The following is a 13341-nucleotide window of genomic DNA, read 5'->3' as shown; positions in this document are numbered from 1 at the left end:
CTCCTCCGTGGACGGGTGGACTCGACATCTGACATACCGTCAGAACAAAACCAGTGGTAGCACGTCGCCGAGGATGCTCTGCTGACCGGCATGGCAAAACGACTGATGGACCTGCTCCTGGTGATCGACGTCGAGGCGACCTGCTGGGACGGCCCGACTCCCGAGGGACAGCGCAACGAGATCATCGAGATCGGCCTCGCCACCTTCGACATCGCCACCGGGGAGCGTGTCGACCGACACGGCATCCTGGTGCGTCCGACCCACTCCACCGTCGGCGCGTTCTGCACCGAACTGACCACGCTGACCCAGGCGGACGTGGACGCCGGCCTGCCCTTCGCCGACGCGTGCGCCCTGCTGCGCGCCGAGTTCAAGGCGCATCAGCGCATGTGGGCGAGTTGGGGCGAGTACGACCGGCAGCAGTTCGAGCGGCAATGCGCCGCCGAGGGCGTCCCGTACCCGTTCGGCACCCGCCACCTCAACGCCAAGTCGCTGTACTCGCTCGCGCACGGCCTGGACCGCGAACTCGGCATGGCCGGCGCCCTGGAGCACGCCGGCATCCCGCTCGAAGGCACCCACCACCGAGGCGTCGACGACGCGTGGAACATCGCCGCACTGCTCGGCGGCGTCCTGCGCGCCCCACGCCGGAACCGCCCGACCGCCGTCGACACCGGCGCCGACGTCTAGGCCCTGTCCGGCGGACCCACCAAGATCCGCCGGACAGGGCCTAGTCGCCGGTCACCAGCATCGCCGCGCCCACGATCCCCGCGTCGTTGTGCAGCTTCGCGGGGACCAGGTCGGCCCGGATCTTGATGTACGGCAGGAACCTCTCCGGCTTCTTGCTGATCCCGCCGCCGATGATGATCAGCGACGGCGAGAAGAGCATCTCCACGTGTCGCAGGTAGTCCTGCACGCGCCCGGCCCACTTCTCCCAGGACAGGTCGTGCGTCTCGCGGGCCACCGCCGAGGCCCGGTGCTCGGCCTCGTGCCCGTCCAGCTCCAGGTGGCCCAGCTCGGTGTTGGGCACCAACTTTCCGTCCACGAAAAGCGCGCTGCCGATTCCGGTGCCGAAGGTCAACATCAGCACGGTGCCGGCGTGGCCCGCGCCCGCGCCGAACCGCATCTCGGCCACCCCGGCGGCGTCCGCGTCGTTGACCATCGACACCGGTCGCCCCAGCGTCGCGGAGAACAGCGCGTCGGCGTCCAGGTCGATCCACGACTTGTCCACGTTCGCGGCGGTGCGCACGATGCCGTCCCGGACCACACCCGGGAAGGTGATGCCGACCGGCCCCTGGGTGTCGGCGAACTGCTCCAGCACCTCGCGGACCACACCGATCACCGCCCGCGGTTCGGACGGTTCGGGAGTGAGCAGGCGCACCCGCTCGTGGGTCAGCCGCCCGGCGCCGGCGTCCACCGGTGCGCCCTTGATCCCGGTCCCGCCGATGTCGATGCCCATGACCGGCACGTGAGGCTCCTTCGCCGTCGCAAACCATCCAAAGCCGTGCACACCGTCCACACCCTGCGCACACTCTCCACAACGCGGCCCGGGGCGACCGCGTCCACCGGCGGTTACCCCGCCGACGCGGGCCGATTCACCGCAGCTCGGGCAGATCCTCCGGATGCAGCGTGCGCAGCTCCTCCATGCCCGCACCGGGCAGTTGGGCCAACCGGGTCGCGTGTCGCTCGATCATCGCCTCGAACGTACGCCGCGCCTCGCGCGCGTTGCCGAACGCGGCCCCGCGCGGGAGCCGGCGGAAGTAGCCCAGCAGCGCGTCGCACGCGTCGTCGGTGAGCACGTACTCGTGCTCGCGCACCTGCTTGCGGGTGATCTCGACCAGGTCGTCGGCCGAGTAGTCCTGGAACGTGATGGTGCGCGAGAACCGGGACCCGAAGCCCGGGTTCGCGCCCAGGAAGCGCTCCATCTCGTCGGTGTAGCCGGCCACGATCACCACGACGTCGTCGCGGTGGTCCTCCATCAGCTTCACCAGCGTGTCGATCGCCTCGCGGCCGAAGTCGCGCGAGGGGTCCGCCGGGGCCAGGCTGTACGCCTCGTCGATGAACAACACGCCGCCCCGGGCCCGGTCGAAGACCTCCTTGGTGCGCGGCGCGGTCGAGCCGATGTGTTCACCGACCAGGTCCACCCGGGAGACCTCGACCAGGTGGCCCATCCGCAACACGCCCAACGCCTTGGCGATCTCGCCGTACAGCCGGGCCACCGTGGTCTTGCCGGTGCCCGGGGAGCCGGTGAAGACCAGGTGCCGGCGCAGCGTGGGTGCCTTGAGTCCGGCCTCCTCGCGCCGCCGGCCGACCGAGATCAGGTCGATCAGGTTGCGCACCTCGGCCTTGACGCCGGCCAGGCCGACCAGGCCGTCGAGTTCGGCGAGCAGTTCGTCCACCGCGCGCGCGGGCGCGTCGGCGGCGGCCTCGTCGGCGGCCGCACCGTCCCGCGCGCCCGGGATCGGCAGCGTCGCGGTGAGCTTGGCCACGCCCTGCGGCTGCGCGTCGGCCGCCTTGATCGGGCTCGGCGTACCCAGGATGCCGCCGGCGGCCGGCGACTGACCGCTGCCGGCCCCGTCACCCTGCGACGTGCATTCGACCGCCACCGGCCCCGGGCCGGCGAACTCGAACCCGCCCTTGGCGTTGTCGCGCGTGGTGCAGCGGGTGAACACCGGATGGCAGCCCTCGCGCACGTTGACGCCGTAGCCGCGCCCGCCGAGCACCTCGCAGTCCTCGAAGTCGCCGCGCCCGCCACCGGCGATCCGGATGCCCTCACCGGACGCCCGGTCCACCCGGACCCGGCGCACCGTGGGCCCGGCCGCGCCGGTGACCGAGACGCCGTCCGTGGTGTCCTCGATCGTGCAGTCGGCGATGATCCCGCCGCAGTCCGACTCCATGAACCACACGCCCGTGGTGGCCTTGCGCACCTTGCAGGACTTGACCGAGACCACCGCGCCCGCGCCGATCCCGATGCCGGTCTCGTCCACGTCGTGGATCTCGCAGTCGTGCATGGACAGGCCGGTACCGGAGCCGGCCACCTTGACCCCGTCCAACACGTCGTGGATGCGGCACTCGCCCAGCGCCGCGTCCGCGCCGTCGGCGACCCACACGGCCGGCTTGCCGCCGGTGGAGTCGTGGAACTCGCAGTCGATCGCGGACGCGCGGGCGCCGTGGTCGGCGAGCGAGAGCCCGTTGCGGCCGAAGCTGCGGATCGTGCAGCCGCTGAGGGTGACCTCGGAGTGACCGTGCACGTCGACGCCGTTGCGGCCCATGTCGCGCAGCCGACAGCCGACCAGGGTCAGGTTGGCGCCGCGGTCGACGGAGACGCCGTTGCCCTCGGCGTCGCGGATCGTGCAGTCGTCGAGCGAGAACGTGGCCAGGTCGTCGGCCTGGACGCCGGTGCCCTTGACCGAGGTGATCTCCGTACGCGAGAGCGATCCGGCGCTGCCCTGGCCGCCGACCGAGATGCCCGCCCAGCCGACCCGCTCGATCCGCGAGTCGGCGATGATCGGCGCGGCGCCGCCCGCGACGCAGATCCCGCCGCCGCCCACGTCGTGGATGTGCAGGCCGGTCAGATGCGGCGAGGCCTGGTCGCCGACGAACACCGCCGGCTCCGCGTCCGAGCCGTCGTGGATCTCGCACTCCTGCACACTGCCCGTGGTACCCGGGCCGGTGAACCGCAGCCCGTGCCCGGACGCGTCCCGGACCCGGCCGCGACGCAACGTCGGCGCGCTGCCCTCGCGGACGTCGAAGCCCTCGCGCCCGGTATCGCCGATCTCGCAGTCCTCGAAGGTGCCGCGCGAGCGACCGGTGACCCCGATGCCCACACCCTGCGGGTTGCTCACCCGGCAGCGGCGCACCATCGGGTCCGCGCCCGCGCGCAGTTCGACCCCGACCACGGAGGCGGCCCGGACCACGCACTCCTCCAATATCGGCGCGCAGCCCTCGATCACGATCGCGGGCGAAAGCACGCCCGCGCCGCCCTCGACGACCAGCCCGTGGACGGCCGCGTCCGAGGTGATCGTCAGCGCGACGCCGTCGGCGGCGGTCAGCACCACCGTCCCCGGCCCGTCCGATCCGACCACCGTCACCGGGACGGCGATCGACACGTCCTCGCGGTACGTCCCCGGCGCGACCAGGATCGAGTCACCCGCCGCCGCCGCGCCCACCGCGGCTGAGATCGAGGTGTACTCACCCGTGCGTCGTCGCCAACGAGTGCCCTGCACCACCTGAAGAACCCGACCCGTCATGGCGCCCCTGCCACCAGCCCCTCGGTCCGCACCCAGCACCCTCGCGAGTCCACCGTAAAGCGTCGCGGGCGGCCCCATGACCGGGTCTGCCCGGAGGGCCCGGTCGCTGCGTCGTCGGCGAACCCCTGCACCGTACAGTTCAACGACCAGGGGTCACGGCCCGGTGACGGTTATCGCCCCGCAGTGCCCTGATTCGTGCCACCCGGCGAGGCCATTCCGGTCGCGGTGGGTACCGGCGCCGGAGCGCCGTCGCGCAGTGCGGTGAACAGTTGCGCGGCCTCGGGCTGCTTGAGCGCGACGCGGTTGGGGTCCGGCGCGTAGTCGGTCAGCGGCGGCGTGGTGAAGTTGATCCTGTCCAGCGGGATGCCGCGCAGGCCGTTGGCGAAGTCGTACAGGCTGACCAACGAGTTGATCCCGGAGTCGGTGGTGATCGCCTTGGTCGCGGCGTCCATCACGTTGTACGCCTTGGCCGGGTTGGTCAGCAGGTTCTCGTCCTGGACCTTCTTGATCAGCGCCTTGAGGAACTCCTGCTGGCGGGCGATCCGCTGGATGTCGCTGCCGTCACCCATGCTCTTGCGCACCCGGACGAAGCCGAGCGCCTGCTCGCCGTTGAGGTTGACGTCGCCGGCGGGCAGTTGCAGATGCGCGGCCTTGTCGTCGATCGGCTGGGCGATGTGCATCGGTACACCGCCGAGCGCGTCCACGACCTTCTTGAAGCCGGTGAAGTCGATGGTGATCTGGTGGTCGATGCGCGCGCCGGTGAGCCGTTCCACGGTGGCTGCCACACACGGCACGCCGCCGACCTCCATCGCGCTGTTGAACTGGCCGAAGTAGGCGCGCTCGGTGCCACCCGCGGCGGTCCGGCACGAAGGCACGTTCACCATCAGGTCGCGCGGGAAGCTGACCGCGGTCGCGCTCTTCCGGCCCTCCGGCACGTGCAGCAGGATCGTGGTGTCCGAGCGCTGGCTGCCGCCGTCGTCCTGCCCGTACGCGGCATTTTCGCCGGCCCGCGAGTCGGACCCCACCAGCAGCACGTTCAGGCCGCCGGTGGGCGGCGGACGATCGGTGAGCTGGTCGGCGAAGTCCTGCGTGCGGATGTTGCCGTTGAGGCGGTCGTACAGCCACCAGCCGAAGCCGCCGGCGGCGAGCAGGACGGCGACGAGCCCGCCGGCGGTCCAACCGAGGATGCGCCGCCGGCGGCGTCGCCGGTCCCGGGCGCGCCGTTCTATGCGGCTGGGGCTCTCCTGCCCCGGCTCCTCGGCCGACGTCCCCGGAACGGCCGATGCCGCCGGGGACGTCTCATCCTTGTCCTGCACGTCGTCGTCGCCTTCGTCGGGCCCCCGCGCTCGATGTGCGCGCGGCTCGATGGCCCGAAGTGCGCGCACAATTACACAATCATACGTTCTTCCGATCGTTACACGCCGAATGACGCCAATTGGTTTCCACCCCCCATCACCGGCAATCCCTCCGAAGGCGTCGAAACGGGGCGGGCCGCCGGGTGGTGGCGGGCCGGGTTACGGCGCGGTCGTGCCCGTGGCCTTGGCGGCGGCCCGGTCGCCGAGGACGCCGAGGGCCACGTCGACGATGCGGCCGAGGCGTTCGAGTTCGGTGCGATGGAAGGCCGGACCCTCGTGGCGGACCACGTACAGGGTCAACCACGAGGCGCCGATCGGTGCGGCCGCGCCGTGGCCGCTCGCGTCACCCTCGTAGGCGAAGGCCAACGGGCGCATCGGGGTGAGCGCGGGCAGCGCCGGCGCCTCCGGGGCCCGCCAGCTCTGGTGCACCAGCTGCCGGCCGCGCCCGCCCCGGGTGGCGACCGCCCAGTCCGCGTGGAAGAGCGTGGGCGCGGCGTCGATCAGCGTGGCCACCGCCCGCCCCGGATCGCGCGCCACCTGGCCGAGCACGTCCAGCTCCGGTGCCGACCCGGGCACCTCGCCGGCCGCCCAGCAGCCCTCGACCCGCACTCCCACCGAGCGCTCCATCGCCGCGACCAGCGCTGCGATGTCCCGCTCGCCCGCCCAGGAGACGGTGAACTCGTCGACCGCGCGACCGCCGTGTTGTTCGAGCACGGTCATCTGCATCACGTCGGCGCCTGCCGCGCCCAGCAGTTGCGTCACCCGCGCGAGCGATCCGGGCCGATCCGGCAGCGACACCCTCAGTCGGTACAGCACGCGACACCTCCTCCATCGACCTGCCCTTGTATCCTGACTCTTCCCCGTTTCGATCACGTTGCGTACATATGACGGTCCAAAGTGATCGTTTGACAACCCATCAGAAACAGGGCCGGCACACTCCCGCAACGTCCGTACCCAAGGCTCCCATCGACACCGCCCCGGGTGTCGGTTCGCGGCCGATCCGGCCCATCGCGAACTCGGCGTCGAGGTACGGCCGTTCCTGGGCCGGAACGCCGACGCGCGATCCACCGGTCGGACACGCGTGCGGGGCGCCACCGAACCATCCGGTGGCGCCCCGCACACGTCGTGACTACTTCTTCTTGTCGAGCTTCCCGGCCGAATCTCGGGCGGACTCGTCCGGCCCGTCCGGCTCATCCGATTCATCCGGCTCATCCGACTCGACAACCGCGGCAGCCTCCGTCTCCGGCTCCGACCCCGAGCCCGCCGCCGGCTCCGCCGGACGAGCCGGCGCACTGACGTGCGTCGGCTCGTCGTCGGGCGCCACGCTCGTCACCCGGGTCACCGCGCTCTCCGCCGGTTCGGGCGTCTTCGCGGCGACCCCGACGACCGGTCGGCCCGCCTCCGCGTCCACGTCGGCATCCGGATCCACGTCCGCGTCCTTGATCGGGCCCGTCCGTACGCCCGGCGCGGCCGACACCGCCGCGTTCTCCTCGGTGTCCGGGGTGAGCCCGGCCATCGGGGCGAACGCGGTGACGTCCCCGTCCGGTTCCGCGGGAGACGGCACGGCGGCCGAGGCCCCCACCGAGACCACCTCGCCGGCCGCCGCCTGGGCGGCCGGCATCGACGCGGCGACCTCCGCCGACACGGGGGGTCGGCCGGCCTCCGAAGGTGCCGGTTCGAGCCGCTTCGCCTTCGACAATCGACCCGGCTTCGGCGGTTTCGCCGCCTTGGCCGGCTTCGGCGGCTTCGGCGGCTTGGGATCCTTCGCCGGCCGCCCGGCCCGTACCGAGGTGTTGCCCACCGCCGTGGCGAACACCGGCGCCGGATCGTTGGCCTTGGGGCCGTACGTCCACCACATCAGCCCACGCCGGGCGTTCTCGCTGTCCGGATGTTGCTCGCCGAGCGCTCGGGCGCAGTCCGCGACCAACTGGGTCAGCAGCGTCCGGGCGCCCATCGGGTCCCCGGACTCGCCGGTCCAGTGCGCGTGGTTGTGCCGGATCACCAGCGTGTCGTGGTGGTCCGGCCCGAGCACGCGCGTGGCGTCCTCGACGAGCTGCATCAGCGCGTCCCGGGCCACCGACACGTCGCCGGCCTCCCCCGCCCACATCGCGCGGTCGTGACGGGCGGTCAGCGCCGCGGGGTCGTCCGGCTCGTGCACCTCGCCGCGCTCGTCCGCGACGGCCGCCATCAACCGGGCCGCCTGGATCGTCTCGCCCGAACGACCCACCCAGTGCGCGTGCTGGTGCCGGATGGTCAGCGTGTCCGGGTGCACCGGCCCGAGCGCGTCGGTCGCCTCCTCCACGATCGGTCGCAACATCCGGGCCGCGCCCGCGGCATCACCCGCCTCGCCGATCCACCGGGCCCACCCGGCACGCACGTTCAGCGTCTCGGGATCGTCCTGACCGAGCACCAGGACACAATCGGCCGCCACGTCCCGCGCCAGCGACTCGGCGGTGACCGCGTTCCCGGACAGACCCAGGCAGTAGGCATGGTTGTGCCGGGCCAGGAGCGTGTCGGGATGCTGCGCGCCGAGCACGCGCGCGTAGTCGCCCGCGAGCTCGCCGAACATCCGAGCGGCCTCTGCGGGCCTGCCCTCGTCACCGACCACCCGGGCCCACGCGGCGCGCGCGTCGAGCGAAGCGGGGTGATCGGGCCCGAGTTCCCGCACCCGGGTCTCGGCCTCGGCCCTCAGTTTCTGTATCTCCTGCTCGTTCATCGCCGCTGATTCTCCCTCCTCCACCACAGGTGGCAAACCCGCGGTACCCCCTGATTGTGGGCGACGTGCACGGAGCCGACACGGTTGCGCTCCCCCGGTACAACCGTACGGGGGAGCACATTGACCCATCAGTAGTGCGCGCTCACAACTCCACGGCCGGTTTCAGTGACGCCATCGTCCACATCCGCCGGTATCGGACCACGAACGTGGTCGCGATCAGCGCGACCACCAAATACCCGCCGAGCACCGCGAAGGCGACCGCCAAACGCTCGCCCTCGCCACCCGTGAGGGTGACCCGCAACCCATTCACCAGGTACGTCATCGGCAACACCGGATGCAGCGCCTGGAACGGTTCGGGCGTCGTGGTCACCGGGTACAGCCCGCCGCACGAGGTGAGCTGGAGCATCAGCAGGACCAGGATCAGCACGTCGCCCACCGCGCCGAGCGCGGCCCGCAGGAACTGCGCGATGGCCACGAACGTCACCGCGGCCAGCGCGACCAGCAGCAGACTCAGGCCCGGATCGTCGGCGTCCAGGCCGAGCCCGAGTTGGACCACCGCGTACAGCACGAACGCGCCCAGCAGGCCCAGGGCCGCGGCCGGCAACCAGCCGGCGATCGCCACCTTGACCGCGCCCGCCCGGCCCGCGAGCGCGCGCGGGTTGTACGGCCGCAGGAGCAGATACCCGACCAGACCGAACACCCACAGCGCGATGCCGAAGAAGAACGGCGCCAGTCCCCGGCCGTACAGCACCGCCGGATGCGTGTTCGTCACCTCGATCAGCACCGGCGCGCCGAGCACCCGCGCGTCGGCACCGGCGTCCTGCGCCGGCGGCGGGGCCGGCACCGAGGCGTTCAACGCGTCCAGGTCGCCCGCGAGCCGCTCGGCGCCCTGCCGCACCTGATCCGGCGGCACGACATCCACGCCGCCCGCCAGTTGCCGCGCGCCGTCCGCCGACCGGGCCAATTGCTCCTTGAGCGCTCCGGTCTGCCCGTACGACTGCTGCACCAGGGTGCTCTGCGTGGTCGCCGAGATCTGCTGCTGGAGCTGCGTCTTGGCGACCTCGGCCATCTTGCCGATGATGAAGCCGTTGGCGTCGTCGAGGGTCATGGACAACTTCGCCTGCCGGGGCTGCGCCGTGGTCGTGGTCGCCAGCGTCGCGCTGAAGTCCGCCGGCACGGTGACCACGAAGTGGTAGTCGCCGTCCTCGAGTCCCTCGCGGGCGTCCTTCGCGTCGGTGACCCGCCACCGGAAGTTCCGGTCCGTCCGGATCACCTCGGTCAGCCGACCGCCCGCGTCCAGGTGCTGCCCGCCCACGTCCACCGGACGGTCCTCGTTCACGAACGCGACCGGGACCTGGTTCAGCCGGCCGTACGGATCCCAGTTGGACCACAGGTACAGCGCGCCGTACAGGGTCGGCACCAGCATCAGCATGACCGGGACCAGGCGGGGCAACGGGCCCCGGAAGCGCCGTAGTTCGAACCAGGCCAGGCGCAGCACACCCATCAGGCGATACCGCCTCTCGGGTACAGGTGGTGTCCGGGCAGGTCCACCACCGCGTCGGCGCCGGGCGGCGCCTCGGTCGCGGTGGCCACGACGGTGACGCCGGTGTCGGCCAGCTCGCGCAGGGCCCGCCACGCCCGGGAGAGATCGGCGCCGGCGATGCCGCTGTCCACGTCGTCCACCAGGACGGCGCCCGGATGCGTGGCTGCGGCCAGCGCGACCGAGAACAACAGCTGCTCGACCGCGGCCAGGTGCTCGACCAGGACGTGGCCGGGCGGATCGATCCGCAGCAGGTCGTACATCCGCGTCAGCGCGGGCTCGGTGGGCCGGCCGCCGCCGATGGCCCGGCGTTCGGCGACCGTCTCGGACACGAGCAGGTGCGGTTCCAGATCCAGACCGGGTCGGGCGCGGGCGAGCGCGGTGTGCGCCCGGGCGGTCGCGGCGCTGTGGCTGCCCGCGACGGTCACGCTGCCCGAGTGGGTGCGGAACCGGCCGCCGAGCGCGAGCAGCAGCGAGGTGCGGCCGGCGCCGGCGGGTCCCACGAGCACGGTCAGGCCGGCCGCGGGCGCGGTCAGCCGGACGTCGCGAAAGATCGTGCCGTCCGGCCCGTGCGCCGCCAGGCCGACCGCGCTGATCTCCACCCCGGAGGTGGCTGTGGACACGGGTCTCCCTCCGTCGGTGGGCGTCCACCGAGGAGTAACCGGTACACAGGTTGCCAAACGGGCGAAATGGCTGACAATGACACGCGAGCCCGCCTGACAAAGCGTCAGGTGCGGCTCGGGCGCGGTGTCGGGCGAGGGTTGGGACCAGGCGTCAGCCGCGCTGCTCCGGCAGCGGCTCGGCAAGCCGGTCCAGGTCGAACTCGCCGTCGCGCACCCCGAGCACGAACGCGGTCCACTCGCCCTCGGTGAACCGCAGGATCGGCCCCTCCGGGTGGATCGAGTTGCGCATCGCCATGCCGCCACCGGGCAGTTCGGCGGTCTCCACGATTCCCTCGCCGGTGGTGTCCTCGCCGTAGCCGATCCACGTGACACCGCTGATGTCCATGGCGTACAGCGCGGCCTTCTCGTCGTCCAACTGCTGCCGCGACGGCTGCTCGGACTCGCCGGTGCTCATGATCGAAACCTCCCGATGACGCGTGCGTGACGCTTTGGTGACCGCACGCTACGCCGCGTGCGGCGCCGCACACAACGCGAACGCCGACATCGGGCGCATCCCCGGGCGCCGGGGGCGCACCCGGCGCACAACGAGCGAGGTCCCGAGACACTCGCGTGTCTCGGGACCTCGTATGGGGTGAGTGACGGGACTTGAACCCGCGACTTCCTGGACCACAACCAGGTGCTCTACCAGCTGAGCTACACCCACCATCGCCGAGGCGTTTCCGTCCCGGCGAGGAAAAGTGTACAGGCTCGCGGAGGCTGCTCGCCGCAGGGTTTCCGGGAGCCCGCGCCCGGGCGGATTCTCAGGCCCGCTCGGCCGGCTTGTGCCCGTACTTGGCCGAGATCGCCTTGGCGGTGTCGCTGTCCGGACCGGGATCCGGGACGAAGATCGCCTCGCGGTAGTACCGCAGTTCCTCGATGCTCTCGTGGATGTCGGCCAGCGCGCGGTGGTTGCCGGCCTTCTGCGGACTCTGGAAGTAGACCCTGGGATACCAGCGGCGGGCCAGTTCCTTGATCGAGGAGACGTCGATCACCCGGTAGTGCAGGAAGCTCTCCAGGTCGAGCATGTCCCGGGCGAGGAAGCCCCGGTCGGTGCCGATCGAGTTGCCGCACAGCGGCGCCTTGCGACCGTCCGGGACGTACTTCTTGATGTACGCGAGCACCTCGGCCTCGGCCTCGGCCAGGCTGACGCCCGCCTCCAGCTCCTCCAGCAGACCTGAAGCGGTGTGCATTTTGCGCACCACATCGGGCATGCCGGCCAGCGCCTCGGCGGGCGGGCGGATCACGACGTCGACACCGTCGCCCAGGATGTTGAGTTCGGAATCGGTGACGAGGGCCGCCACCTCCACCAACGCGTCCCGGGACAGGTCGAGTCCGGTCATCTCACAGTCGATCCAGACCAAGCGGTCGTTCATAGGGTCACCCTACGGCCCGGGCACACACCTCCTCGTCCCCGGTCTCCTCCGGGCTGCGGGTGCGGAAGGTCTCCCGGTAGGAGGCCGGCGGGACACCCAGTTGTTTGCGGAAGTGGCCGCGCAGCGCGACCGGCGAACGGAACCCGCAACGACGGGCGATCTCCTCGACCTGGAGATCGGTGGTCTCCAGCAGCCGCTGCGCCTGGAGCACCCGCTGGGTGAGCAGCCATTGCAGCGGGGCACTGCCGGTGAGCGTGCGAAAGCGCCGGTCGAAGGTACGCCGACTCATGTACGCGCGGGTCGCCAACTGCTCGATGTCGAAGCGCTCGGCCAGGTTCTCCAGCGCCCACGAGATGACCGTGGCCAGCGGGTCGCCGCTGATCTCCTCCGGCAGGGTCAGGTCCATGTACTGGGCCTGGCCGCCGATCCGGTGGGCCGGTACGACCAGCCGGCGGGCGAGCGCGTTGGCGGCGTCCGGACCGTGGTCGAGGCGGACCAGATGCAGGCACAGGTCGATGCCGGCCGCGGTGCCGGCGCTGGTGAGGATGTCACCGTCGTCGACGTACAGCTCGCGCGGGTCGACCCGGACCTTCGGGTAGCGCTTGGCCAGCGCGGGCGCGTACATCCAGTGGGTGGTCGCCGGACGGTCGTCCAGCAGGCCCGCGGCGGCGAGCACGAACGCACCGCCGCACAGGCCGACGATCCGCGCTCCCTCGCGGTGCGCCCGGCGCAGCGCCTCCAGGACGGGGGGTGGCGGCATCCGCGACGGCGAGTGCCACGCGGGCACGATCACGGTGCCGGCCCGGGCGAGGGCGTCGAGGCCGTACGGCGCGATCAGTTCGACGCCGCCGGTGGTACGGAGCGGTCCGGGTTCGGCCGCGCACACCAGTAATCGGTAGTTCGGCACGCCGGCGTCGCGTCGATCCACACCGAACACCGATATCGGGATCGAGCTCTCCAGGATCGGCGAGTTCGCGAACAGCAGCACCGCGATCGTGTCCGGGCGGCGCCGACCGAGCAGCGGGCGCTCTCGCCCCGGGGCCAGCACGCCCTCGGCGTCGGGGTCGTACTCACCGTCCAAGTCGATGTCGTCGGCGAGGTCGGCGTCGTCCTCGATCGAGTCGCCTTCGGGCGGAGCCTCGGACAGCACAGTGGACGCCGCGACGATCACCACCGTGTCCTCGTCGCCGACCGGGACGGCGTCGACCGCGTCGGGCGCGGCCGGGTGGTCGGCATCGGCCACCCGGGCTCGCCCCCGTCGCCGATCCTTGCGGCTGTCGATCCTGCTCATGGCCCCGATCGCCCCCTTCACCCCTCACGCCCCAGTAGGTCACAGGCGTCACTCACGTAACCCAAGATCGGAACTTACTCTCTCTTACCTTGTCTATGCATGGTGTTCTCTACGTGACGTTATGTAGATATGCACGTTTGTGACGGTGGTCACATCGCGG

The 13341-nt window shown here is 71.6% G+C and carries 11 protein-coding genes and 1 tRNA gene; 1 reads left to right on the top strand and 11 read right to left on the bottom strand.

Features of this window, described 5'->3' with window-relative positions:
- Nucleotides 1–90 precede the first annotated feature (90 nt).
- Nucleotides 91–684 carry an exonuclease domain-containing protein gene (locus ACIRL2_RS22805; RefSeq protein WP_402234208.1) on the top strand — a complete coding sequence of 198 codons (594 nt, stop codon included), beginning with the start codon at nt 91–93 and terminating at the stop codon, nt 682–684.
- 40 nt (nt 685–724) lie between these two features.
- On the opposite strand, the gene ppgK is transcribed toward ACIRL2_RS22805, so the two are convergent.
- The 11 genes from ppgK to ACIRL2_RS22750 all read right to left on the bottom strand — a co-directional run bounded on the left by ppgK (nt 725) and on the right by ACIRL2_RS22750 (nt 13181).
- Nucleotides 725–1462 (bottom strand): polyphosphate--glucose phosphotransferase, encoded by a 738-nt coding sequence (gene ppgK / locus ACIRL2_RS22800; protein WP_395863126.1) that lies wholly within the window; start codon nt 1460–1462, stop codon nt 725–727.
- Nucleotides 1463–1589: 127 nt separating this feature from the next.
- Nucleotides 1590–4244, bottom strand: a complete 2655-nt coding sequence (locus ACIRL2_RS22795) for a right-handed parallel beta-helix repeat-containing protein (protein WP_395863128.1) — start codon at nt 4242–4244, stop codon at nt 1590–1592.
- A gap of 170 nt (nt 4245–4414) precedes the next feature.
- On the bottom strand, nt 4415–5560 hold the full coding sequence (locus tag ACIRL2_RS22790) for an LCP family protein (protein WP_395863130.1): 1146 nt from the start codon (nt 5558–5560) through the stop codon (nt 4415–4417).
- A gap of 198 nt (nt 5561–5758) precedes the next feature.
- Entirely contained in the window at nt 5759–6415 is a 657-nt protein-coding gene (locus ACIRL2_RS22785) for an ACT domain-containing protein (RefSeq protein ID WP_395863132.1), read from the bottom strand.
- Between the two features lie 313 nt (nt 6416–6728).
- A complete protein-coding gene (locus tag ACIRL2_RS22780) occupies nt 6729–8315 on the bottom strand; it encodes a tetratricopeptide repeat protein (RefSeq protein ID WP_402234205.1) in 1587 nt (528 codons plus the stop codon).
- A gap of 142 nt (nt 8316–8457) precedes the next feature.
- Nucleotides 8458–9819 (bottom strand): YhgE/Pip domain-containing protein, encoded by a 1362-nt coding sequence (locus ACIRL2_RS22775; protein ID WP_395863135.1) that lies wholly within the window; start codon nt 9817–9819, stop codon nt 8458–8460.
- Nucleotides 9819–10478, bottom strand: coding sequence for an ATP-binding cassette domain-containing protein (locus ACIRL2_RS22770; RefSeq protein ID WP_395863137.1), 660 nt, complete (start codon nt 10476–10478; stop codon nt 9819–9821). Before ACIRL2_RS22770 ends, ACIRL2_RS22775 begins: the two co-directional genes overlap by 1 nt.
- A 151-nt stretch (nt 10479–10629) precedes the next feature.
- Nucleotides 10630–10932, bottom strand: coding sequence for a DUF397 domain-containing protein (locus ACIRL2_RS22765; RefSeq protein WP_020550640.1), 303 nt, complete (start codon nt 10930–10932; stop codon nt 10630–10632).
- A 173-nt stretch (nt 10933–11105) separates the two neighbouring features.
- A tRNA-His gene (locus ACIRL2_RS22760) sits at nt 11106–11181 on the bottom strand.
- Nucleotides 11182–11278: 97 nt separating this feature from the next.
- On the bottom strand, nt 11279–11890 hold the full coding sequence (orn, locus tag ACIRL2_RS22755) for an oligoribonuclease (RefSeq protein WP_395863139.1): 612 nt from the start codon (nt 11888–11890) through the stop codon (nt 11279–11281).
- A 4-nt stretch (nt 11891–11894) separates the two neighbouring features.
- Nucleotides 11895–13181, bottom strand: a complete 1287-nt coding sequence (locus tag ACIRL2_RS22750) for a GlxA family transcriptional regulator (RefSeq protein WP_395863141.1) — start codon at nt 13179–13181, stop codon at nt 11895–11897.
- Between the last annotated feature and the right edge of the window lie 160 nt (nt 13182–13341).

It is taken from the genome of Embleya sp. NPDC127516, assembly GCF_044765325.1.
Lineage (GTDB): Bacteria > Actinomycetota > Actinomycetes > Streptomycetales > Streptomycetaceae > Embleya.
This window is presented reverse-complemented; position numbering and strand designations above follow the sequence as displayed.

What these genes read in the sequence shown, in the direction of transcription:
- ACIRL2_RS22765 (WP_020550640.1), bottom strand. Translation starts at nt 10,932, where the DNA reads ATGAGCACCGGCGAGTCCGAGCAGCCGTCGCGGCAGCAGTTGGACGAC.
- ACIRL2_RS22795 (WP_395863128.1), bottom strand. Translation starts at nt 4,244, where the DNA reads ATGACGGGTCGGGTTCTTCAGGTGGTGCAGGGCACTCGTTGGCGACGA.
- orn (WP_395863139.1), bottom strand. Translation starts at nt 11,890, where the DNA reads ATGAACGACCGCTTGGTCTGGATCGACTGTGAGATGACCGGACTCGAC.
- ACIRL2_RS22780 (WP_402234205.1), bottom strand. Translation starts at nt 8,315, where the DNA reads ATGAACGAGCAGGAGATACAGAAACTGAGGGCCGAGGCCGAGACCCGG.
- ACIRL2_RS22805 (WP_402234208.1), top strand. Translation starts at nt 91, where the DNA reads ATGGCAAAACGACTGATGGACCTGCTCCTGGTGATCGACGTCGAGGCG.
- ACIRL2_RS22750 (WP_395863141.1), bottom strand. Translation starts at nt 13,181, where the DNA reads ATGAGCAGGATCGACAGCCGCAAGGATCGGCGACGGGGGCGAGCCCGG.
- ACIRL2_RS22775 (WP_395863135.1), bottom strand. Translation starts at nt 9,819, where the DNA reads ATGGGTGTGCTGCGCCTGGCCTGGTTCGAACTACGGCGCTTCCGGGGC.